We start from the raw sequence: 24,642 nt of genomic DNA on the forward strand, positions 1-24,642 counted from the left end.
TAATGTTACTTTTTTTAAAGTAAAAAATTTTTATGACACAGGTAAAAATGGAGTTTTATTTCAAGCACCTTTTTAATAGATTACATCCTCATTTTTACCTTGTGTGTTAATTGAAAAATTGGTTATTTAACATGATGGAAATCAAACTAAATTGTTATTTTTTAATATATTTTGTATCCGCATTGTTAGCATGGATTTATTTTTTTTCCTCGTTATAATCACCAACGTCATTTTAAGTAGTAGTTCATCACATTGAGTTCATAAAACGATACTCAGGTCTGTCTTGAATGATTGAAAAATGAAATCGTATCTTTACTGGACGTTTTTTAAACGCCCGGTACGGATGTTATTTATCAATTTATCGAGGAGACACTGATGCAAATCAGTCGTAGGTCTTTCTTTAAGATCTGTGCAGGCGGTATGGCTGGCACATCTGCTGCATTACTAGGCTTGGCACCTGAAGTATCTATTGCGAACGCTCGCCAATATAAATTATTACGTTCCGTTGAAACTCGTAATAACTGCACTTATTGCTCTGTAGGTTGCGGTATTTTGATGTATAGCCTTGGGGATGGCGCAAAGAATGTCGATAAAAGTATTTATCACATTGAAGGCGACCCTGATCATCCCGTTAGCCGTGGCTCTTTATGCCCGAAAGGTGCTGGGCTTGTCGATTATATCCATAGTGAAAATCGCCTGAAATATCCTGAATATCGTAGACCTGGCTCTGATAAGTGGGAGCGCATTTCATGGAATGAAGCGATTGATAAAATCGCCCGTCTGATGAAAAAAGATCGTGATGAAAACTTTGTTACCCATAATGAAAAAGGGCAGGAAGTTAACCGCTGGCTCACCACCGGTATGCTTTGTTCTTCTGCTGCTAGTAATGAAACCGGAATTTTAGATAATAAATTTTCTCGTTCATTAGGCATGATTGCTATCGATTGTCAGGCAAGACTTTGCCATGCGCCAACCGTTGCAGCATTAGCTCCAACTTTTGGTCGTGGTGCAATGACCAATAACTGGGTTGATATTAAAAACGCTAACGTTGTGCTGATCATGGGCGGTAACCCTGCTGAAGCGCACCCTGTCGGTTTTAAATGGGTTATCGAAGCTAAAATTAAGAACAATGCGAAGGTTATCGTTGTCGATCCTCGTTTTAACCGTAGTGCTGCGGTTGCCGATCTCTACTCTCCTATTCGTGCAGGCTCTGATACTGCGTTCTTATTAGGTGTTATTCATTACCTTATTGAACACAATAAAATTCAGCATGAATATGTGAAAGCCTATACCAATGCTTCTTTGATTGTTCGTGAAAATTTTAGCTTTGATGAAGGTCTTTTCAGTGGGTTTGATAAAGAAAATCAAAGCTATGATAAAACCTCATGGCACTATGAACTTGATGAGAATGGTTTAGCATTAAGAGATAATTCACTGCAACATCCTCGTTGTGTGTGGAATCTTTTAAAACAGCACGTTTCACGTTATACCCCTGAAATTGTTACCACTCTTTGTGGCACACCTTTAGAAGATTTCACCTATATCTGTGAAGCGCTTGCGTCTACCAGTGTAAAAGACAGAACCTCAACTATTTTGTATGCCCTTGGTTGGACACACCATACCGGTGGTGCTCAAACTATCCGTGCAGCAGGTATGATCCAGTTATTATTAGGTAACGTGGGTATGCCAGGTGGTGGTGTGAATGCGTTACGTGGGCACTCGAATATTCAAGGTTATAGTGATCTGGGTTTATTATCATTAAACCTACCGGGTTATATGCCTCTTCCTAATGAAAAACAAACATCATTAGAAACTTATTTATCTCAGGTAACACCGAAAACCATGGTTGCAGACCAAGTTAACTACTGGAAAAGAACCCCTGATTTCTTTATTAGCTTACTAAAAAGCTTCTGGGGTGAGCACGCAACGGCACAAAACGAATGGGGTTATCACTGGTTACCAAAATGGGATAAAAGCTATGACATCATGGCGCAAACCCAATTGATGATCGATGGAAAAATGAATGGTTATATCGTTCAAGGTTTTAACCCATTAGCCGCTTTTGCCGATAAAAATAAATGTAGCGCCGCATTAGCCAAACTAAAATATATGGTTGTCATAGATCCCTTAGTGACTGAATCATCTAATTTCTGGCAAAACCACGGCGAGATGAATGAAGTCTCACCAAAAGATATTCAAACTGAAATCTTCCGTTTACCTTCATCATGTTTTGCTGAAGAAAATGGCTCAATTGCAAACTCAGGTCGCTGGTTACAATGGCACTGGGCGGGCGCAAAACCACCAGCACAAGCATGGCATGATGGTAAAATTTTAGGGCATTTATTAATGCGTCTGCGCGAGCTTTATCGTGAAGAAGGTGGCGTTTGCCCTGAGCCCGTAATGAACCTTTCGTGGAACTACGTTGACCCTTACGATCCACAACCTGAAGAAGTGGCGAAAGAAGCGAATGGTCAAGCCATGCAAGATATCTTTGATGAAACAGGCAAATTGTTGTTTAAAAAAGGACAACAACTTGATGGCTTCCATCAACTGAAATCAGATGGTTCAACTGCGAGTTTCTGTTGGGTTTATTCTGGTTGCTGGACTGAAAAAGGCAACCAAATGGCGAACCGTGATAACGCCGATCCATCTGGGCTAGGTTGTACACCGGGTTGGGCTTTTGCGTGGCCTCAAAACCGTCGTGTGTTATATAACCGCGCATCAGTTGATCCACAAGGGCAGCCTTGGGATGCAAAGCGTCAGCTTATCAAATGGAATGGTAATCAATGGGTTGGCCCTGATGTACCCGATTATAGCAATGCAGCGCCTAATAGCGGTGTAGGCCCGTTCATTATGCAACCAGAAGGTATGGGACGTTTATTTGCTGTTGATAAAATGGCTGATGGTCCATTCCCTGAATTCTACGAACCGTTTGAATCGCCAACAGAAGATAATATTCTGCACCCAAAAGTCTCTCGTAACCCTGTTGCACGTTTATATAGCTACGATGCCGAACATTTAGGTAAAGCAGTTGAATTCCCTTATGTGGCAACAACCTATTCAATTACTGAATTGTTCCGTCACTGGACAAAACACTCACTGATTAATGCTATTGCACAACCTGATCAATTTATTGAGATTGGTGAACAACTTGCTTCACGCAAAGGCATTGTTCAAGGTGATGAAGTTAAAGTCAGCGCGAAACGTGGCTATATCAAAGCCAAAGCCGTGGTGACTAAGCGAATTAGACCACTAACGATCAATGGCAAAGTCGTTGATACCATCGGCATTCCTTGTCACTGGGGCTTTGAGGGAGCAACTCGTAAAGGTTTCCTTGCCAATACATTAACGCCATCTGTGGGTGATGCGAACTCATTCACACCTGAATATAAGGCGTTTTTAGTCAATATCGAAAAGGCATAAGGGGAAACTAATGTCATTGCAATCTCAAGATATTATTCGTCGTTCTGCTACCAATTCTCTCACGCCTGCACCACAAGTACGTGACTTTAAAGAAGAAGTGGCAAAGCTTATCGATGTGACAACCTGTATTGGCTGTAAAGCCTGTCAGGTTGCCTGTTCTGAATGGAACGATATTCGCGATAAAGTCGGTCTTAATGTCGGTGTTTATGATAACCCGATGGATTTAACCGCTAAATCGTGGACCGTAATGCGATTTTCTGAAGTCGAAGAAAACGGCAAGCTGGAGTGGCTAATTCGTAAAGATGGCTGTATGCACTGCGCTGATCCGGGTTGCTTAAAAGCATGTCCCGCAGAAGGTGCCATCATTCAATACGCTAATGGTATTGTCGATTTTCAATCAGAACACTGTATTGGTTGCGGTTATTGTATTGCGGGTTGCCCTTTCGATGTCCCTCGTATTAATGAAGAAGATAACCGCGCTTATAAATGTACATTGTGTGTTGATCGTGTTGAAGTTGGTCAAGAGCCAGCTTGCGTAAAAACCTGTCCAACAGGTGCGATTCATTTTGGCTCTAAAGAAGCGATGACTCACCTTGCCAATGAGCGCGTTGCTGAACTTAATACCCGTGGTTATGACAAAGCCGGTTTATACGATCCTCAAGGGGTTGGCGGAACTCACGTTATGTATGTACTTCATCATGCAGATAGACCTAATTTGTATCATGGCTTACCCGAAAATCCAGAAATTAGCTCAACGGTTAAATTCTGGAAAGGTATTTGGAAACCATTAGCAGCAGTGGGTTTTGCAGCCACTTTTGCGGGTGCAATATTCCATTATTTAGGTATTGGCCCTAACCACACCACAGAAGAAGATGAAGAAGAGGCACAAAAAGAGATGGAAGCATCACAAAATTCAGTGAATAAAGAGGAGCAGAAATAATGAAGAAGAAAAGTGATAAAATCCTTCGTCATACTGCCTCAGAGCGTATTAATCACTGGGTTGTGGCGATTTTTTTTATTTTTACCACTTTTAGTGGATTGGGCTTTTTCTTCCCATCTCTAAACTGGTTTATGAATATTTTAGGCACACCACAGCTTTCGCGTTTACTGCATCCATTTACGGGTGTCGCGATGGTATTCTTCTTTATCTTTATGTTTTTTAGATACTTAAAGCATAACTTTGTTGATAAAGACGACTTAGTGTGGGCGAAGAATATCCATAAAGTGCTACAAAACGAAGAAGCTGGTGATATTGGGCATTATAACTTAGGTCAAAAAGGGATTTATTGGACATTAAGTCTTAGCCTTATCGTCCTTACCATCAGTGGTGTGATTATCTGGCGTCCTTATTTTGCGGATTATTTCTCAATCCCCATTATTCGCATTGCCTTACTGGCTCACTCACTGTCCGCTATTTTACTTATCATAACGGTGATTGTTCATGCTTACGCCGCGTTTTGGGTAAAAGGTTCGATTCGTAGCATGATTGAAGGCTGGGTAACTCGGGGTTGGGCGAAAAAGCACCATCCACGTTGGTATCGTGAGATTTTAGAAGAAGAGAAAAAAGAAGCAGAAAGTAAATTAAACCAAAAATAATAGACTACTTTTTTCTATAAAATAGATGTGAGAAAAAAATGGAGGCTTTATGGCCTCCATTTCTATTTTTAATCAACAATTAACTTAATGTGCCGCGGTTTTTGCTTGTTCCACTAAGTTTATTAAGCGGCTTCTCATTGTGTGATAGTGTTGAGAAACTTGGCTTTCTGCCCATTTTTGATCCTCAATTTTAATCACTCTAGCTGCACAATATTTAGTTTCTGGCGTTTTAGACACAGGATCAAGATTATCTTGAGTTAGCTCATTACATGCCCCAATCCACCATTGATAAGTCATATAAATCGCTTGCTTATTGATTGTCTCATTCACATTACAACGAGACATCACTTTACCTCTACGTGATTCAACCCAAACAATCTCTTGATCACCAATACCGGCTTCTTTGGCGACATCAGGGTGAACTTGAACATAACCGGGTTCATCCGCAAGTGATGCCAATGCTTTACAGTTACCCGTCATAGAGCGACAAGAATAATGCCCCACTTCACGCACTGTAGATAAAATCATTGGATAATCAGCATCGGGTAATTCAGCAGGTGCTCGCCATGGTGTCGCGAACAACTGACCTTTGCCTGATGGAGTGGTGAATTGGTTACCTGAATATAAATAAGGTGTCCCTTTATCTTCAATATCAGTACAAGGCCACTGAATATGTGCTAAACCTGCTAGTTTTTCATAAGTGACACCAAAGAACAGTGGGCATAATGCTCTGACTTCATTCCAGATCTCTTCATTATTTTCATAAGACATCGGGTAGCCCATTTCAGTGGCGAGTAAACTAATGATTTCCCAATCACGTTTTACATTGCCGCGTGGTTCAATGGCCTTTTCAAAACGTTGGAATCCTCTATCCGCACAGGTAAAGATGCCAGCATGTTCACCCCAGCTTGTTGATGGTAATATCACGTCAGCTTGCTCTGCAGTTTTGGTCATAAAGATATCTTGAACTACCACAAAATCGAGCGCTTCAAAGCCTTTTCTCACCAAGCCTAAATCAGCTTCGGTTTGGAGTGGATCTTCGCCCATGATGTAATACGCTTTTACTTTGCCTTCAATGGCTAAATGCGGTACTTCAGTAATCCGATATCCCACTTCAGGATCGAGTTGTTCAACAGGAATATTCCACGCTTGAGCAAATTTTTTACGTGTTTTTTCATCGGTAACATATTGGTACCCTGGGAACATGTTGGGTAAAACACCCATATCACACGCACCTTGAACATTATTTTGTCCACGAACTGGTGCAACACCAACATGCGGTTTACCTAAATTACCCGTTAATAATGCAAGACCAGATAAGCCTTTAACCACATCAACTGCTTGGCCAAATTGTGTTACCCCCATTCCCCACATAATCGTGGCTGTTTTAGCGCCCGCATAAGTACGCATTGCCTTACGGATTTCCATTGCAGGAATACCGACAATATCTTGTACCGCTTCAGGGCTATAGTCTGCGAGTTGTTTTTTATATTCTTCGAAACCTTCGGTATAGCGGCTGACATAATCATTATCATAAAGATCTTCATCAATTAGCGTATACGCAAAGGCATTGACTAACGCCATATTAGTCCCATTTTTTAATGGTAAATATTGATTAGCAATTTTGGCTGTTTCGATTTTACGAGGATCACAAACGATTATTTTCGCACCTTTTTGTTTCGCTTTAACCACACGGCGCGCCACAATAGGATGAGAGTCAGCACAGTTATAGCCAAAAACTAATAAGCAATCTGAATCTTCAATATCCGCAATCGAGTTGCTCATAGCACCATTGCCGAGTGTTTCTTGTAAGCCCGCAACAGAAGGGCCATGACAGACACGAGCACAGCAGTCGACATTATTATTACCTAATACCGCGCGAACAAATTTCTGCATCACAAAGTTGGTTTCATTCCCTGTACCACGAGAAGATCCTGTACACATGATGGATTTCGCACCGTATTTTTCTTTGATTTCCAGTAATTTTTTTGCCGTATATTGAATCGCTTCATTCCAACTTACAATTTCAAAATCAGCCCCTTTTTGTCGGCGGATCATGGGTTCATGAATTCTGGCTGTCAGCAATTTATTGTCATTAAGAAAATCCCAACCATAGAGCCCTTTTAAGCAAAGTTCTCCTTGATTGGTGACACCATTGGCACCTTCAGCTTTGATTATGCGACCATTTTCGACACAGAGATTGATTTTGCAGCCAGCGCCACAGTAAGGACAGACGGAGTTGATTTTGTTCATTTGATATCCTTTCCCCTAACTAGGGAGTAAAAGAGTCATAAAGAACATTCAACTAAGCAGGAAGCATGCCAATTGTTTTTCAAAATATAATCAATGAGATATAAAAATAAAATAATATTTGATAATCGTTTCGTCATTTTTGTCGATGATTACCATGCACAAATAGGGTTAATACTCGAACTTATTACGGAGTTAAGTGATTAGCATCAGGAAAACATTTTGAAATAAAAATTAATACTGAATTCTAATAAAATTTATTTCTTTAGTTTGAATTTATGATATAAATAATAAATACGCATTTTGAAAAACAATATTTCATATTGCATTGCGATTATATCCATTTCAATAAAGAGCAAAAAGATGAATATGAACACCAACAACCGACTCTTAGGCCTAAACCTACTACTCCTTCGTTAGGTGGCCGAGCACGTTCATTTTTTTGCAAAAGCCACCAGTAAGGTGGCTTTTTGTTGTGCCCCAACTGGTGGAACTGTTTTTTAGGGGAGTTTCTATGATGTTTAGTTTCACCATTAGGATGATGAGTTACAACGTCTTACCAATAAGCCACTGCATGGCAATAGCCTCTATCATTCACTCGATAACACAGGGGGCAAAATGAGCCAACAATGGACATCACGAGTCGGTCATATCTTAGCAGCCGCTGGCTCTGCAATCGGTATTGGCGCAATCTGGAAGTTTTCTTATGTCGCAGCCAATAATGGTGGTGGTGCATTTTTAATTGTCTTCTTGTTATTTAGTTTTGTTATCGGGCTTGCAGTATTACTGGCTGAGAATATTTTGGGCAGTAGTACACACGCTGAAGCTGTTAACGCATTTAAAAGAATGATGGGACGCAATTGGGTCATCATTGGCGTTATTGGTGTATTCAGTTCATGGTGTATTTATAGCTTCTATAGCGTTGTCGGTGGCTGGACAATTGGCTATACCGTTATGGCGGCAACAGGTCAGTTGAATATTACAGATAGCGCTGAATTAACAGGTATTTTTACCCGCTTTATTAGTGATCCGTTATGGCCTATTTTGGCTCACCTTTCCTTTGCTGGATTAACCTGTTTTGTAGTTTTAGCGGGTGTACAACGTGGATTAGAGAAAGCGGTTAAAATCATGATGCCAATGTTATTTATCATTATGATTTTATTGATTATTGTTGGTATCAGTTTACCCGGTTCTTCTGAAGGTTTAAAATTATTTTTATACCCTGATTTCAGTAAGTTAACCCCTCAAGGCGTATTAGATGCGTTAGGGTTAGCCTTCTTCTCACTGTCTATCGGTTTAGGTATTCACATCACTTACAGTGCTTATTTGGCGGATAACAAAGGGATCGCTAACTCCAGTATGTGGGTGGTTATTTTATCTTGTATGGTGTGTGTCCTTGCCGGATTAATGATTTTCCCTGCATTATCTGCCGCAGGCTTAGAGCCAAATGCAGGCCCCGGTTTAACCTTTATGACGATGCCGGTTTATTTTGCCAACTTACCCGGTGGTAATATTTTAGCAGTAACTTTTTTTGTATTGTTATTAATGGCGGCGTTAACCTCTGCAATTTCATTACTTGAGCATATCGTAGCTTATGTACAGATGCGTTTTCAGTGGACTCGCCGTCGTGCAGGATTAGTCGTTACAGCCTCTATTATGCTGATGGGTATTCCGGTTTCATTATCTTTTGGACCTATGAGTGATGTGACATTAGGTGGTAAAACAGTTTTTGATTTGTTGGATTACCTGACTTCCAATATTTTGATGCCACTGTTTGGTATTGCAATGTGTTTGATCTTTGGTTGGTCAAGTAGAGCGAACGCATTTATTCCTGAAAATATCACTGGGTTAAAACGCCAAAGTTTATTATTAGTATGGCGTTATATTGGTCCAATTTGTATCGGTATTATTTTAGTTCATGGATTAATTGGCTAAACAAATTCCCTGCAAAAACAGTTTATTAATTAAAAAAGAGCCTCTCAAATTGAGTGGCTCTTAACTTAACTGATAATGATTTTTTATAGATACTTGATGGTTTTTACTATTTATTTATAACTTTGTTTAATTTCTTGAGAAATTGCTAACCCACGTTTTGCTTCTTTTTCAGCAAGTTCAACGGATAAACCGATATAAGAACGAGGATCAAGCATTGCCTTAATTTCATCAGCATTAAAGGCCGCCGTAATGGTTTCATTCTTCATCAGGTTAGTATAAAAATCTTCACCGTCTGCAGCCGTTTTAATAGCTTCTTCATATAACAGTGAATGCGCTTTATCTTTACCTAATTTTTCTGCCATTTTCATCATAACGTATTCGGTATTATCTAATCCCTTATTTCTCATCACGTTATGTAGCATTCTCTCCTCATGAGGAACGATGGTTCTTGAAAGCTCTTCCGTTCTTAATAAAATTTCTGTTGTTAATTCTAACGATTCTTCAATTAAGCCATCGAATAACATATAAGAACTGCTGTCACCTTCATAAGGTCTTACCGCAGAGTACATGCCCACATTAGGTAATGAGTACAGTTTCTGTGAGTTAGCAATAATACCTTTGGCTAATTTTGGATTAATTTTATGAGGCATCGTGCTACTTCCCACAGTACCTTTTGTAAATCCTTCAGAAACCTCAGCAATTTCTTCTAATGTGGTGCTATAAACTTCTTCACCAATTTTATGACAAATATTTGCCATCAGTGCCAAGTTCATCATGTACTCTAATTTATGCGTACTGAGGTTACGTGATGGTACCTCCATTGCCTGCATACCCACTAATTCAGCAACACGTTTTTGTACTTTCATCCCTACTTCAGGCATTGAGTTAAAAGCACCTACTGCGCCACCCATCATAATGGTGAATACACGTTTCTCACTCTCTTTCATGCGCTGGTAGCAATCAATAAAATCGCTGATCCACACTGAAACTTTATATCCGTAAGTGATAGGAATAGCATGACGACCGTGCGTTCTACCTGCCATTACCATATGTTTTGTTTTTTCAGCAAGATTTGATAAGTTTTCAATAATTTCGCTCAACAATAACATGAACTTATTGTGTACAGTTTTCATCATATACAGCTGTGAACTTTGCTGTATGTTTTGCGTGGTAATGCCATAGTGCACGTATTTACCGCTCTCTTCAGAGCACGCATTTACCAGCACTTTTAAGAAAGGCACAAAGCCATGACCGATTTTTTGATAAATGCGGTTCATCTCTTCGAAATCGATATTCTCAATAATCGCCTTTTCTTTAATTTCATCAGCAGCAGACTGTGGAATAAAACCGTATTCAGCTTGTGCTTGCGCTAACATTGCTTCAAACATCAGCCAAGTTGAATATTTAGCTTCATTGGACAGCAGATTTTTAATACCGCGATCGTCGATTGTTTTGCTTTTAGAATCGTATAACGCTCTCATCATGTATCCTTTTATTTCTTCATTGCTTCATCAACAGCATTGCGAACAAATTCGACTTTAGGGCCATAAACGACATGGACATGGTTTGCTGCCGGAAAGAAGAATGCTGTACATCCAGACTCCAACATTAATTCTTTATCTATCTGATTAACTTCACTAATATCAATACGTAATCGTGTAATACAGTTATCAACATTACGAATATTTTGTTTACCACCTAAGGCTTTAATTAGGATCTCTGCAATTTCGCCATAACGTTTTTCTTTGATTAGCGTATTTTTCATATTGCTTGATTCTTCTCTACCCGGTGTTTTGATATCAAACTTGACGATAGCCCAGTAGAAAATGAAGTAGGTCACCACAGCCAATGCACTACCAATCAGCACTAAGAAGATCCAGTTAGTGTGTTCGTACAGTAAACCAAAAATAGTGAAGTCAAAGACGGTGCCTCGGATATAACCGATCGCAACACCTGCAAAAGAGAGCAGAACTGCACCAATGCCCACAATAATCGCGTAAATTAAATAAAGTAACGGTGCAATAAAGACAAAGGTAAATTCAAGCGGTTCAGTAACGTTACCTAACATTGCAGTTAAGACCATCGTCACCAACATTGATTTAACTTCAGCGCGGTTCTCCTTTTTCGAGGTTTTATAAATCGCTAATGCAATTGCTGGGAACAGGAATAGCGTAACCAACATTTGTTGTTGAGCCATAAAACGCGTTAGGCTTGGCATCATTGCCCAATATTCACTGCTTGGTCCTTGGTTAAATAACACTTCTGTCATTGCGGGAACAACGCCCACATAGGTTTGCCCGTCAATCACATAAGAACCACCCGCTTCGGTAAATCTAAACAGAACGTTCCAAACGTGGTGTAAACCAAATGGAATAAATAGACGTTCACCCCCCGCAGTAAAGAAAGGTCCGACAGGACTTAAGAAGACAGCCGAGAGCTTAGTTAAGCCCATGACTAATACTTCCCAAATAAATGGTAGTAATGCACCTACACAGATCATCAATCCGACCATAATAATGGCGACAGATTTTTTCCCGGAGAAGAAGGCAAATGCCGTCGGTAATTCAAGGTTATAGAATTTATCCGTTGCCCATGCGGCGATTAATCCGGTGATAATCCCCCCTGCAGCACTGATATTCATGGTTTGTATACCAAGCACCTTGATTTGCCCTACCTGCGTCATAATCGCAGGATCAGCAAGCTTTCCTGTCAATACTAGCCAGATATTGATAGTACTTATCAAGGTCAAATAGCCGACAACGGAGGCAAAGACCGCTATCCCCTTATCTTTGTGGCTCATACCGTATGCCACACCCATTGCAAATAAGAGTGGAATATTATCAAACACCACGCCGGCAATAGTACGGATACTAACTAATAGAGCATTAACTGTTTCATTTCCTAGAAAAGGAAAGCGTGCAATCATATAAGACTGAACTAAAGCACCACTGATCCCTAAGATCATACCAATAGGTGCCAATACGCCGATAGGTAGAAGTAGGGTTCTACCAAAGCGCTGAATAGATTCGCTGAACTTTTTCCTGGCCATATTTTTTTCCTTATGACTTCTCGAATATAAAAGAATTACCGAGGTACTCTATCTTAGGGATTATAGGAAATGAATGACGCGCTGGTTTTAAATATTATCTCAGGTCATACTTTATGACTTAGGTCTTTTTTTATTAGAAATCGATTTAATAAAGAACAATGAATAAAATTTTTTATTTTATTAAATAATATTTATTTTAGGACTTAGAAGTAAGATTGAAAAGAAAGGCTATTTTAGAATAAATGATGATTAATCTAACAGAATATATTAATACTCTTCACGATTTAATCATTAGAAAGGGTATTTAGTAAATCATATAGACGCTGTTATCTCTTTTTAAAGTAGATTTTCCAGCTCATTAATCAGTAAATCCACCAGCATAAAAAATCCAATACGCGATTTGGTATCATCTTTTTTAGTATCATGATTATCAGCAAAACAAAATAGAGCATGAGTTGCATAAGTGGTTAATTCATTAGTATTAAATGCTGTCATGCTAATAATGTTGGCATCTTTTAACTGCACAATTTTTGCTGTCTCAATAATTTTCTTGGTACCACCAGAAAGTGAGATAAAGATAACCGTATCATCTTCATTAACAAGGCGTGTAAACGAATCAGATAAGTTGTAATCATTAATAAAAAAGCAATGTAGACCTAATGCAAACAATAGATGTTCAAGGTAATACCCTACCGCTTTGCTCGTACCTCTTGCGACAATAAAAATATTTCTAGAATGGCGTAAAGTCTTCGCGCATTCCTGAATTTGTTCTTCATTAATTAAAGTAAATGTTTTATGAATATTTTTTTCTAATTGTTTTTTATAAGACGCCGCATTAGTTTTTTCGACTTTATTTCTCGTCAAAATATAATTATTAATTTGGAATTTAAGCTCTTTAAATCCACTAAACCCTAACTTTTGCGATAAATTAATGATAACCGTTTTTGATACAAAGGTTTTGGCAACTAAATCATTAATATTTAAATACGGGATATCCGTAATATTATCGGTGAGATATTTTAATACTTTCTTTTCGCTGATGGTTAAATTGTCATAATTTTTTAAAAAATCCAGCATATCTCACCCAATAAATTAATCTAAAACATCTTATGAAAACAGCACATATCAAAAAAGCAGTTCTGTTCTTTTTGCGAGTTTATGTGAAATAAAGTGCATAACGAGTATACGTTAAATCATACAGTTATGTAGGATCAGAGTGATATTTTGTGAATTAGGATAATATTGAGCCCATTTTTTAATGAGCTCAATACGTGTGTTATTCGTTACCCCAGCGATTAAGAAACATGGCGATATCATCAATGCGCTTTTTATCAATACCCGCTTCTTTTGCCATTTCTTGCTGCGCGTCCTCACTAATTTCTTCGTTATTCATTAATCTGGTGAGTAGTAGCTGGAAATAGAGAGCAAGCGCATCTTCTTCTTTCTCAGCAACAGGATCGGTTGATTCCAGTGAATACTCTTCGACCATATCATAATATTTAAAGTGGATTTCATTGTTCATAAGTTGTCCCCAAGAATTAACGTTTATACTCTCCATATTCGAATAACTAAGAGTATATATCTACATTCGCCTGTTAACCTAAAATTCGCTATTATCCACTTCCTTCTTTTTTTGCGGATAAGCTAATGTCTACGATTATCGATACTTTTATTGCTCCACCTTGCCATGATGAAATCGAGATCCTTTATCAAGACGAGCACTTAGTCCTTATCAATAAACCGACAGGATTATTGAGCTTATCAGGAAAAAATCCACAAAATATAGACTCCGTACATTATCGATTAGTGAAACTATTTCCGGGGTGCACTCTTGTGCATCGACTTGATTTTGGTACGTCTGGGTTGATGGTTGTGGCACGCAATAAAGCAGTCAATGCCCTTTTGTGTCAGCAATTTAGCCAGCGCAGTGTAACCAAAATATACCATGCACTACTGTGTGGGCATTTGGATGATAATGAAGGCATAATCGATGCGCCAATTGCAAAAGATCCAGCTCTGTTCCCACGCATGTCAATTTGCCCGATTAATGGTAAGCCAGCACGCTCTCGTTATCACGTTATTGAGCGTTTTTATCAAACGTTAGAAGATGGAACGTTATTGCCTTTAACACGGGTGCAATTTGTACCTGAAACTGGAAGGACGCATCAACTTCGTATTCACAGCCAATTTATAAGGCATCCTATTTTAGGTTGTGATTTATATGGTGGGTGTGATGGAGGCTTAATTGAAGGAATGGAAAGAACTAAACGGACTCCGCGACTTATGCTTCATGCTAGTGAACTTCATTTTGTTCACCCCATTAGCCAAGCACCAATAAAAGCGCATTGCGAAAGCCCGTTTTAAATGTCGATATTTACAACTTAAGTGCTTTTACTGTTTCATCGATATCAATTTCATCTTCAGTAAAAATTATCTCGGTTCCGTGCATCGTAATGATCGCAAGCTTTCTCAATGTACGCATATTATTAGCACCATCCGCTGATTTTGGTCTGATACTATTCATTAACGTACCGACAGAAAGTACGGTGTTTTCTTTATTGATATGCGTATCTGCGGACACATCTTCACTATAAATACGAAATGATTTAATGGATGCCAGTTTAACTCGCTCACCTGCAATATAAACATATTTGCTATCAGGGATCACTTTAACCGCATACGCAGACAGGCCTTTGGTATTGGTGGTCGGTTCAAACGTAACATTAGCATCTGTCTTTATCAAAGCAGGGTTGGCAACTTTAATCACGTGAAAATAACGGTTATCACCGTTTTCATCTTTTATAAATCCAAAACCTTTATCTTCAAACCACTTTGTGATTATTCCGTTCATTGCCATTATCGCCTACTCAATCGTTTATCTACAAAAATTTTCAGGTGCAGTATAAAGCACAATGCGTATACAGACTATGCCTTTGAGGTAATAAGCGACGTTACTTATTACCACATCAAATCATCTGGAATTTTAAAATCAGCATAAGGATCGTCTTCATCTTGTTCTGTCTCGCTCAGTGCGTTATTTAACAAGATACAGTCCACGTCTCTTTGTATAATTTTATCCGCAACACTGGCTGGAATAATTGCGTATTCCGTTTTATCTGCATTATCCAGACGAGCAATAGCAAGACGCCCACTGATCAATTGAGATTGTGTCAGTTTATCCACCACGATATTTTTAATAACATTATTATCAGTAAAATTAAAATCAATATCGCCTTTTGCTGGCGTAATTCTGTTCATCTCAATAAGTTGCTTAACTTGCGCTTTATATTCTTTAGATAAAGTGGCTTGTTTTTGTTGCTCACTAAGCAGTTTATCGCGTTCAAGTTGCGCTTTTTTATTTTCTTCTACAGCCTCTCTTGCTTCTCGCGCTTGAACTCGTGATTTTTTTGCCGTTCTTTGGACTTTTGCCATTTTTTTACTGGTCACAAGCCCTGCTTTTAACATTTGCTCTTGTAAGGTAAGTTTTGCCATTTTTATACCTAAATCTGCTAAATAATTTTTGAAATTATACCTGTAATTTCCAAGAGTGCATCAGATTGTAAGATTGGTGGTTTATTGAGAGAAATTGGACTTGTGAAATTTGAACCTATCCACGCATTCAGAGTATATTGGAAAAACTATTATCAAACTTTCTTTTATAACAGGTAATACTAACAATGGCTCTGATCCCAAAAAACTATGCACGGTTAGAAAGTGGCTACCGTGAAAAAGCACTGAAAATCTACCCATGGGTATGTGGGCGCTGTGCGCGTGAATTTGTCTATTCGAACTTACGTGAACTCACCGTTCATCATATTGATCACGACCATACCAATAACCCAGAGGATGGCAGTAACTGGGAGTTATTGTGTCTGTTTTGCCATGATCATGAACACTCTAAATACACAGAAGCAGACCAATACGGCACAACGGTTGTTGCCGGTGAAGATGCACAAGATGATGTCGGTGCAGCCACTTATAATCCTTTTGCTGATTTAAAGTCGATGCTCAATAAGAAAAAATAGTGAAGATAATGTCAGCTTTGGTGCAACCAACCGGCTCCCTTTTCACGCTCTTACGCAGAATAGTGTATACTTGCCAACCATAAATTTGTTCATGGTTAATTAATAATGAAAGAAAACGAAAAAGCAAAAATCAAACTCCTCAGCGACCGTTTAGACTTTATTCGTCACAAGATGGCAAGCCTCTCGTTATCAGACGAAGCGGAAAAATATGCAGAGTTTGAAAAAGAAAAAACAGAACTGGAAACTGAAATCGCTCGTCTGAAAGCAGTACGTAACAATAAACTCAGTAAAGAAGCCCAGAAATTAGAGAGTATGCCATTCAAACGCCTCATCACTAAGAAAGAACAAGCTGATATTGGCAAGCTGAAGAAAGCCGTACGAGGATTGATAATTGTCCATCCAATGACAGCATTAGGGCGCGAAATGGAGCTAGAGGGAATGACCGGTTTTTCTAAGACTGATTTCTAGTGAGAAAATGCCCTCAACTAAAACCTGCCATGTTCGACTAATACTGAAAGGTTCTTAATACACTTTTGTTGTTATGAACCGTCAGTTATCCGTAGCTTTCTTACTACTACCACCAACACCTCGTTACACTTCGCAGTCATTGAGAGATTGTAATTCAGTATATTACAGCTAAGCCAATTACCTTCTAATCGAACTATCCGGAATTTCCGGATGGTTGTGTTTTGGGCAATTTTCCTCTCAGAGAAAGCATTGATTAGAGGCTTTATTGGAAAGTGATAAAACAAGAAGTGGCGGAAGATCACAGGAGTCGAACCTGCCAAGGACCGCTGGCGGCCCCATCTGGATTTGAAGTCCAGCCGCCCCACCGGGGACGATGATCTTCCATTTTTGAATGGGTCAAAAGGAAATAACGAGATGATTATACGCTGAATTATTTTTAATCCCAAGTGCATCAAATCAATAAAACCCCTTTCAAATAAAATAATCCCGTTTTTGAGTAAAACCTCCGATAATTACCGCGATACTATTGAACTTATATAGTTTCATCCTCATCTTACTATCTATAACGAATAAACTCAGTGGTGTGTTTTACGTCACTGCAAACCAAAATACAGGATGTTTTTTATGTCAAATCCATTACTTAGCACAACGGGATTACCTGCATTTTCCCTTATCAAACCAGAACATGTTGTTCCTGCACTAAAAGAAGTTTTAACCACGTATCGTGAAACAGTTGAAAAATTACTGGCTGATAATACTCAGTTTAACTGGGATAACCTTTGCCAACCATTAGCTGAAGCAGGTGATAAACTTTCTCGTGTTTGGTCCCCTGTTAGCCATTTAAATTCTGTTAAAAACTGTACTGAACTACGTGAAGCGTATGAACAGAGTTTACCGTTGCTATCTGAATTCAGTACATGGATGGGACAGCACGAAGGCTTATATCAAGCTTATAAATCAATTAAAGAAAGTGCTGATTTTAATGCGTTAACTCAACCACAGAAAAAAGCGGTTGAAAATGCATTACGTGACTTTGAATTATCAGGCATCGGTTTACCAAAAGAGAAACAACAGCGTTTTGGTGAAATCAGTGCGCGTATGTCTGAGTTAAGTGCTAAATACGGTAATAATGTATTAGATGCCACAATGGGTTGGTCTAAACTAATTACTGATGTAGAAGATTTATCAGGTATGCCTCAAAGTGCCATTGATGCGGCAAAAGCTATCGCACAATCTAAAGAGCAAGATGGTTATCTGTTAACACTTGATATGCCGAGCTATCTTCCTGTAATGACCTATGCGGATAATCGTGAACTTAGAAAAGAGATGAGTATCGCTTATAGCACGCGAGCCTCTGATCAAGGTCCAAATGCGGGTCAGTGGGATAATAGCGAAATTATTGCCGAGATCCTCGCATTACGCCACGAACTTGCTCAACTACTTGGCTTTAAAAATTACGCTGAAAAGTCACTTGCTACTAAAATGGCAGAGTCTCCAGAGCAAGTCCTTAACTTTTTAACTGACTTAGCACAACGAGCTCATCCGCAAGGTGAAAAAGAGTTAGCTGAACTCACTCAATTTGCAAAAGAACACTATGGCGTTGATAAATTAGAGTCATGGGATCTGGCTTACTACAGCGAAAAGCAAAAACAACACCTGTTCTCAATCGATGATGAACAACTACGTCCTTACTTCCCAGAACAACGTGCTTTAAGTGGCTTATTTGAAGTTGTTCATCGTATCTATGGTTTAACAGCTAAAGAACGTAACGACATCGACACTTGGCATGATGATGTTCGTTTCTTTGAGCTTTATGATGAAAGCAACACCTTACGTGGTAGCTTCTATCTTGATTTATATGCGCGTGAACACAAACGTGGCGGTGCTTGGATGGATGATTGCATGGGAAGAATGCGTCATGCCGATGGCAGACTACAAAACCCCGTTGCTTATCTCACCTGTAACTTCAATAAGCCAGTAGGTGATAAACCTGCACTGTTTACTCATAATGAAGTCACCACACTGTTCCATGAGTTTGGTCATGGCTTACATCACATGTTAACGCAAATTGATACCGCTGATGTTGCAGGTATTAGCGGTGTACCTTGGGATGCTGTTGAATTACCAAGCCAATTTATGGAAAACTGGTGCTGGGAGCCTGAAGCATTAGCCTTTATTTCTGGTCATTATGAAACTGGCGAACCATTACCACAGGCAATACTTGATAATATGCTTAAAGCAAAAAATTATCAGTCAGCAATGTTTGTATTACGCCAATTAGAATTTGGTCTGTTTGATTTCCGTTTACATGCAGAGTATGACCCCGCTAAGGGAGCTCAAGTGATGGAAACGTTAAATGATGTGAAAGAACAAGTTTCTGTTGTTCCTTCAACTCCTTGGGCGCGATTCCCTCATGCCTTTAGCCATATCTTTGCCGGTGGCTATGCCGCAGGTTATTACAGCTATTTATGGGCGGATGTCCTAGCTGCTGATGCCTTCTCTCGCTTCTCTGAAGAAGGTATTTTTAACCGCGAAACGGGTCAATCATTCCTTGATAATATTTTAACTCGTGGTGGTTCAGAAGAGCCAATGGAGTTGTTCAAACGCTTCCGTGGTCGTGAGCCAAAACTTGATGCTATGCTCAAAGGCTACGGCATTAAAGGATGATATGTGAATATCTGTTTACTTTGTGAAGAAGGCGCTGATAACAGCGCCTTATCTGATTTAGCGCAACGTTGGGGATTAGTTCACGACGAAACGCAAATCATGGCTTTAGTGTTAACGCCTACTCACCTTGAATTACGTAAACAAGATGAACCTAAATTAGGGGGCATCTATGTGGATTTCGTAGAAGGCACAATGGCACATCGTCGTAAATTTGGCGGTGGCCGAGGTGAAGCGGTAGCAAAAGCTGTCGGGATCAAAAAAGACTATCTACCCGATGTTGTGGATGCGACAGCAGGGCTTGGTCGAGATGCCTTTGTATTAGCGTCTATTGGTTGCAAAGTCAGAATGGTAGAGCGTCACCCTGTCGTTGCTGCATTACTTGAAGATGGACTAAAGCGTGCTTACCTTGATGCTGATATTGGCGAATGGATGCAAGAGAGAATGACGTTAATTCATGCCTCTTCTGCCCAAGCACTGACTGAGATCACGCCGCCTCCTGATGTCGTCTATCTTGATCCGATGTATCCGCATAAGGCGAAAAGTGCGTTAGTAAAAAAAGAGATGCGAGTGTTTCAATCTTTAGTGGGTGCTGATGAAGATGCAGATGCATTACTTGAACCAGCAATCACTTTGGCGAAAAAACGTGTCGTCGTAAAACGTCCCGATTATGCAGAGCCATTAAATAATCAGCCTGCACATGCCAATGTAACAACCAAAAATCACCGTTTTGATATTTATCCTTGTGTGTAACCACTTACACATTAGAAGAAAATAAATTAGATTTGAAATCTGACGGGTGTTTAACACCCGTTCAGAATAGGTAAAATTACAGTACGCCTTGTGCCAGCATTGCATCAGCGACTTTAACAAACCCTGCAATGTTCGCGCCTTGAATATAATTAGTCTGCTTACCTTCACCGCCGTAATTCACACAAGCATGGTGAATATCTAACATGATGTGATGTAAGCGAGCATCCACTTTCTCTGCTTTCCAACTTAAACGTGCCGCATTCTGCGCCATCTCTAAACCAGAAGTTGCAACACCACCCGCATTAGCTGCTTTACCTGGTGCAAAAAGGACACCTGCTTCGATAAAGGCATCGGTTGCTGCGATTGTTGTTGGCATATTTGCGCCTTCAGCAACGGCTTTAACGCCATTTTTAATAAGTACTTTGGCTGCTTCTAAATCTAGCTCATTTTGTGTCGCACAAGGCAAAGCAATATCAACAGGCACAGCCCAAGGTTGTTGCCCTTCAAGATACGTTAAACCAAATTCTTTTGCGTACTCTTCAACACGACCGTAATTATTTTTAATTTCAGTGAGGCGAGCTAGTTTTTCAGTAGTAAATCCAGCTTCATCAACCACAGTACCACCTGAATCTGATGCAGTGATGACTTTTGCACCTAATTCTAAACATTTTTCGATAGTAAACTGTGCAACATTACCTGCGCCAGAAACCGCCACACGCATTCCTTCAAGAGACATACCATGACGTTTAAGCATCGCATTAGTAAAGTAAACTAAACCGTACCCAGTGGCTTCTGGGCGGATTAAACTGCCTCCGAATGAAAGGCCTTTACCTGTAAATACACATTCATTGCTATTAGACAGCTTTTTCATCATGCCTGCCATAAAGCCAACTTCTCGTGCCCCCACCCCAATATCGCCGGCAGGAACATCCGTATTAGCGCCTAAATGGCGATAAAGTTCAGTCATTAGTGCCTGACAAAAACGCATCACTTCCCCATGACTTTTACCTTTAGGATTAAAATCAGAACCTCCTTTGGCTCCTCCCATCGGTAATGTGGTCAATGCATTTTTAAATGTTTGCTCAAAACCTAAGAATTTTAGGATGGAAAGGTTCACTGAAGGGTGAAAACGCATACCACCTTTGTAAGGTCCAATGGCTGAGTTAAATTGAATGCGCCATGCGCGGTTAACCTGTACTTGCCCTTTATCATCTAACCAACAAACGCGAAACTGAATAATACGTTCAGGCTCAACTAAGCGCTCAAGTAATGATTGTTCACGATATTGTGGATTTTTCTCTAAAAAAGGCCACAAAGTGGTAAAAACTTCACGAACCGCCTGATGATACTCAGGCTGATGAGCGTTGTATTTTTCTACCCCTTCTAAAAACGAAGACAATGAGCCAGATATATTCATTCAGCTATTCCTTTTTTGTGTAATGTGATGTTGGCATAACCTCATTTATTCGGAATATTTTTGGGTTTTGTGAGGTCGATGTTGTTTTGCTTCTTGAATATATCATTAAAATGTATTCACACTTCAAGACATTTTTTTCATAATTAGACAAAAAAAAAAGGTTGACTCTATTTAACAGCAGGAAAAATGGGTATTTTAGGCAAAAAAAATACCTGCATATGCAGGCATTTTTTTTGCTTAAACAAGCAAGCAATTATTATTCATCATCTTTCAGAGGAACAATTAGCATATCAACATGCACAGTATTAATTAGTTGGCGTGCTGATGACATCAATTTGCTCCAGAAGTCTTGGTGATGACCACAAACGACTAAATCCATATCGTATTTCTTAATCGCATCAACCAGAACTTGACCTAAATCACCGCTACCACTCAGGGTTTCCTGAATTTCATAACCTGATTTATCAGAGAGGTCTTTTAACGCGTTACGGGTTTCATCAGTAATACGTTGTTGCATATCACCGAGGTTGACATCAATTAGACCGGTATAAAGATCAGAGTAGTTAACATCAACGTGAATTAAGGAAACTTTGGCATTATAGGGTTTTGCCATAGATACAGCTTTCTGTACTAAGACGTTACTCTCAGGGGATAAATCAACTGCCACTAGAATATGCTTATAAGCCATCGTGAACTCCTTCCATAAGCTGATTAATCGGTTGGAAAGGCGGTTAAGCCTAAATCCTATGTATTAAATATAACGTTTTAAGATGAAAGTTAGATGTCGCCTTGATCACAACTTATGTCAAATTCATCAAGAAAGCATCTATCGATAAATAACAATATACACCATTTTAGATTAGCACGATGTCATTCACCGACAATATCATCATAATAATGAGAATTGAGTATAAAAAACAACAAAAACACCCTTTTAGAGTTATTTTTTATCTTTTTTTCTGAAAAAGGAAACAACTTGAAAAAGTCACTTTTGTTTATTGCTTAATTTCACCTAAACTTAAATTAGAGAAAAAAGTAACCTTTGTTGGTAAAGGTTTTCTCATCTCAGAATCTATTATTCTAGGGAGGGGATTATGTTTAATGTCATTGTTGTCTTTTGGGCGCTATGTATTCTTTGCCTGATTAATATGGTGCGTTATTTCTCATCTATTCGGGTATTACTCACCATATTGCGCCAATCTGATCCTTTACTCTACCAATCGGTGGATGGCAATGGATTTTTTACTATGCACGGGCAATTTTCAAAACAGTTGCGACTTATCCGCTATATTAACCAACGCCAATACATCAACCATCATAATCCTGAAGTTATTATGCGTTGCGAGCGAATTTATCGGCAATTTTATCTTGTTAGCCGTTTTTGTATTTTGGCTGTCGCAAGTTTAATTGCGATGCTTTTCTGGTAGTGACAAAAACAAAAAAACGGTGACTAAAAGTCACCGTTTATAAACAAACTTGGGTAAATTACTGCTATCAGCTATTCACAATAAATGTCAGTGATATCCAATAAAGTAAACCTGATAAACCAATGCTAACTGGTAATGTTAAGATCCAAGCCAGTGCAATGTTTTTCACTGTCTTCGATTGAACACCACCACCATCAACAATCATGGTACCTGCAACCGCAGATGATAAAACTTGTGTTGTTGATACAGGCATACCCGTATAACTTGCTACACCGATGGAAACTGCTGCTGTTACCTGAGCAGAAACCCCTTGAGCGTAAGTCATACCTTTTTTACCGATCTTCTCACCAATTGTTACTGCAACGCGTTTCCAACCTACCATTGTCCCGATAGAGAGCGCTAATGCCACTGCGATAATGATCCAAATTGGAGCATATTCCACTGTGTTTAGCAGGTCACGACTCAATGTTTTTAAGAACCGTGCATCTTGGGTGCTAGTTTCTGGTAGTTTAGCCACTTCTGTTGCGGTATCAGCGATACACATAAGTAATCGGCGCATTTGAGCACGCTGGTCTGCTGTTAGCTCATCATAAGAGCTAATATTTGCAAGCATTTGTTCTGTTTGATTCAGAACAACTGGCGTTCTTGCGCTATTACAATGGAAATCTGTATCATTAGCATCAGCTTGTGCTGGTACTACTGGTGTATTCTCAATAGCATGCTGTAGCGCTGGCTGGTGTTTCTCATAATATTGTTGTAAGTGTACAACTGCATCATGAGTTTTGGTGATATCGTATCCGCTCGCACTCATATTGACGACAAAGCCCGCAGGCGCTACGCCAATTAATACTAACATGATAAGACCGATACCTTTCTGCCCATCATTTGCACCATGAGAGAAACTTACTCCAACTGCAGATAAAATCAGTGCAGTACGAGTCCAAAATGGCGGCTTACGCTTACCATCTTGTTTCTCACGTTCAGCTGGTGTCAGGTGAATACGACGACGTTTTTTCGTACCACTCCAGTAACGGCGTAGTAAGAAAATCATCGCGCCTGCAATAACCAAGCCGATAATTGGTGAAAGAATGAGTGATAGGAAGATACTGATCATTTTTGGTATGTTTAATGCGTCAACGATAGACGAATCTGTCACGATAGCATTTGTCAAACCAATACCAATGATAGCACCTATCAGCGTATGTGAACTTGATGCTGGAATACCGAAATACCATGTACCTAAGTTCCAGATAATGGCGGCTAACAGCAACGAGAAGACCATGGCAAGGCCATGAGCCGAGCTCACATTCAGCAGAAGATCTGTCGGTAACAAGTGAACGATAGCATAAGCTACGCTCAATCCACCGAGCAAAACTCCAAGGAAGTTAAATACACCCGCCATCACGACCGCAAATTGCGCACGCATAGCACGAGTATAGATAACAGTTGCTACCGCATTTGCGGTATCATGGAAGCCGTTAATAGCTTCATAAAATAGCACAAATAACAGTGCTAGAACCAACATTAAACCTGTATGAAATTCTAGGTCAGTAAACAAATGTAGCATAGACGTTAAGCCAGTTAGTTGGACATGAACGCGGCGCATTATCAGCGACAAATGCGAACGGTGGAAGC

The 24,642-nt window shown here is 39.5% G+C and carries 20 protein-coding genes and 1 tRNA gene; 10 read left to right on the forward strand and 11 right to left on the reverse strand.

From position 1 onward, the window contains the following. Window positions 1-375 precede the first annotated feature (375 nt). The 3 genes from fdnG to fdoI are packed head-to-tail and all read left to right on the forward strand — an operon-like array spanning window position 376 to window position 5,019. A complete protein-coding gene (fdnG, locus tag NBG71_RS15695) occupies window positions 376-3,423 on the forward strand; it encodes a formate dehydrogenase-N subunit alpha (protein WP_250917001.1) in 3,048 nt (1,015 codons plus the stop codon). Window positions 3,424-3,433: 10 nt separating this feature from the next. Further along, window positions 3,434-4,363 (forward strand): formate dehydrogenase subunit beta, encoded by a 930-nt coding sequence (gene fdxH / locus NBG71_RS15700; RefSeq protein WP_099659236.1) that lies wholly within the window; start codon window positions 3,434-3,436, stop codon window positions 4,361-4,363. Beyond that, window positions 4,360-5,019, forward strand: coding sequence for a formate dehydrogenase cytochrome b556 subunit (gene fdoI, locus NBG71_RS15705; RefSeq protein ID WP_109419375.1), 660 nt, complete (start codon window positions 4,360-4,362; stop codon window positions 5,017-5,019). Before fdxH ends, fdoI begins: the two co-directional genes overlap by 4 nt. A gap of 84 nt (window positions 5,020-5,103) precedes the next feature. On the opposite strand, the gene fdhF is transcribed toward fdoI, so the two are convergent. After that, window positions 5,104-7,272, reverse strand: a complete 2,169-nt coding sequence (fdhF, locus tag NBG71_RS15710) for a formate dehydrogenase subunit alpha (protein WP_250917002.1) — start codon at window positions 7,270-7,272, stop codon at window positions 5,104-5,106. Between the two features lie 615 nt (window positions 7,273-7,887). Here fdhF and NBG71_RS15715 point away from each other — a divergent pair. Next, window positions 7,888-9,204 (forward strand): sodium-dependent transporter, encoded by a 1,317-nt coding sequence (locus NBG71_RS15715; RefSeq protein WP_250917003.1) that lies wholly within the window; start codon window positions 7,888-7,890, stop codon window positions 9,202-9,204. A gap of 110 nt (window positions 9,205-9,314) precedes the next feature. Here NBG71_RS15715 and NBG71_RS15720 read toward each other — a convergent pair whose 3' ends face one another. The 4 genes from NBG71_RS15720 to NBG71_RS15735 form a co-directional block, all read right to left on the reverse strand. Continuing rightward, window positions 9,315-10,685, reverse strand: coding sequence for a class-II fumarase/aspartase family protein (locus NBG71_RS15720; RefSeq protein WP_075672576.1), 1,371 nt, complete (start codon window positions 10,683-10,685; stop codon window positions 9,315-9,317). Between the two features lie 11 nt (window positions 10,686-10,696). Continuing rightward, window positions 10,697-12,253, reverse strand: coding sequence for a PTS transporter subunit EIIC (locus tag NBG71_RS15725; protein WP_075672577.1), 1,557 nt, complete (start codon window positions 12,251-12,253; stop codon window positions 10,697-10,699). Between the two features lie 336 nt (window positions 12,254-12,589). Next, window positions 12,590-13,330, reverse strand: coding sequence for a MurR/RpiR family transcriptional regulator (locus NBG71_RS15730; RefSeq protein WP_075672578.1), 741 nt, complete (start codon window positions 13,328-13,330; stop codon window positions 12,590-12,592). Between the two features lie 199 nt (window positions 13,331-13,529). Next, window positions 13,530-13,775, reverse strand: coding sequence for a DUF2543 family protein (locus tag NBG71_RS15735; protein ID WP_075672579.1), 246 nt, complete (start codon window positions 13,773-13,775; stop codon window positions 13,530-13,532). 125 nt (window positions 13,776-13,900) lie between these two features. On the opposite strand from NBG71_RS15735, the gene NBG71_RS15740 reads away from it, so the two are divergent. Next, window positions 13,901-14,617, forward strand: coding sequence for an RluA family pseudouridine synthase (locus tag NBG71_RS15740; protein WP_075672580.1), 717 nt, complete (start codon window positions 13,901-13,903; stop codon window positions 14,615-14,617). Window positions 14,618-14,627: 10 nt separating this feature from the next. On the opposite strand, the gene NBG71_RS15745 is transcribed toward NBG71_RS15740, so the two are convergent. Together NBG71_RS15745 and NBG71_RS15750 are read right to left on the reverse strand one after the other, a co-directional pair. Beyond that, window positions 14,628-15,104 carry a cold-shock protein gene (locus NBG71_RS15745; RefSeq protein ID WP_164530208.1) on the reverse strand — a complete coding sequence of 159 codons (477 nt, stop codon included), beginning with the start codon at window positions 15,102-15,104 and terminating at the stop codon, window positions 14,628-14,630. Between the two features lie 107 nt (window positions 15,105-15,211). Then, window positions 15,212-15,745: a DUF2058 domain-containing protein gene (locus NBG71_RS15750; protein ID WP_075672581.1), complete on the reverse strand. Its 534-nt coding sequence runs from the start codon at window positions 15,743-15,745 to the stop codon at window positions 15,212-15,214. A 185-nt stretch (window positions 15,746-15,930) separates the two neighbouring features. Between NBG71_RS15750 and yajD the strand changes: the two genes are divergently transcribed. Then, window positions 15,931-16,278 (forward strand): HNH nuclease YajD, encoded by a 348-nt coding sequence (gene yajD / locus NBG71_RS15755; RefSeq protein WP_006534437.1) that lies wholly within the window; start codon window positions 15,931-15,933, stop codon window positions 16,276-16,278. A gap of 105 nt (window positions 16,279-16,383) precedes the next feature. After that, complete coding sequence (locus NBG71_RS15760) at window positions 16,384-16,746, forward strand: YibL family ribosome-associated protein (protein WP_075672582.1); 363 nt, start codon at window positions 16,384-16,386, stop codon at window positions 16,744-16,746. A gap of 288 nt (window positions 16,747-17,034) precedes the next feature. Here NBG71_RS15760 and NBG71_RS15765 read toward each other — a convergent pair. Then, window positions 17,035-17,129 (reverse strand) — tRNA-Sec (locus NBG71_RS15765). A gap of 241 nt (window positions 17,130-17,370) precedes the next feature. Between NBG71_RS15765 and prlC the strand changes: the two genes are divergently transcribed. After that, complete coding sequence (prlC, locus tag NBG71_RS15770) at window positions 17,371-19,413, forward strand: oligopeptidase A (RefSeq protein ID WP_250917004.1); 2,043 nt, start codon at window positions 17,371-17,373, stop codon at window positions 19,411-19,413. Window positions 19,414-19,416: 3 nt separating this feature from the next. Further along, window positions 19,417-20,163 (forward strand): 16S rRNA (guanine(1516)-N(2))-methyltransferase RsmJ, encoded by a 747-nt coding sequence (rsmJ, locus tag NBG71_RS15775; protein WP_075672584.1) that lies wholly within the window; start codon window positions 19,417-19,419, stop codon window positions 20,161-20,163. Between the two features lie 76 nt (window positions 20,164-20,239). Here the strand turns inward: rsmJ and gdhA are convergent, their stop codons facing one another. Beyond that, window positions 20,240-21,580 (reverse strand): NADP-specific glutamate dehydrogenase, encoded by a 1,341-nt coding sequence (gdhA, locus tag NBG71_RS15780; RefSeq protein WP_075672585.1) that lies wholly within the window; start codon window positions 21,578-21,580, stop codon window positions 20,240-20,242. 256 nt (window positions 21,581-21,836) lie between these two features. Continuing rightward, window positions 21,837-22,268 carry a universal stress protein UspA gene (gene uspA, locus NBG71_RS15785; RefSeq protein WP_023583131.1) on the reverse strand — a complete coding sequence of 144 codons (432 nt, stop codon included), beginning with the start codon at window positions 22,266-22,268 and terminating at the stop codon, window positions 21,837-21,839. A 406-nt stretch (window positions 22,269-22,674) separates the two neighbouring features. Here uspA and uspB point away from each other — a divergent pair, with 406 nt between their 5' ends. Beyond that, the gene (gene uspB, locus NBG71_RS15790; RefSeq protein ID WP_075672586.1) at window positions 22,675-23,007 is read left to right on the forward strand and encodes a universal stress protein UspB; all 333 of its coding nucleotides are present in this window, start codon (window positions 22,675-22,677) and stop codon (window positions 23,005-23,007) included. A 67-nt stretch (window positions 23,008-23,074) separates the two neighbouring features. On the opposite strand, the gene pitA is transcribed toward uspB, so the two are convergent. Then, window positions 23,075-24,574, reverse strand: coding sequence for an inorganic phosphate transporter PitA (gene pitA, locus NBG71_RS15795; protein WP_075672587.1), 1,500 nt, complete (start codon window positions 24,572-24,574; stop codon window positions 23,075-23,077). Window positions 24,575-24,642: the final 68 nt, after the last annotated feature.

Source organism: Proteus sp. FZP2095 (genome assembly GCF_023701425.1).
GTDB classification, from domain to species: Bacteria; Pseudomonadota; Gammaproteobacteria; order Enterobacterales; family Enterobacteriaceae; genus Proteus; species Proteus cibarius.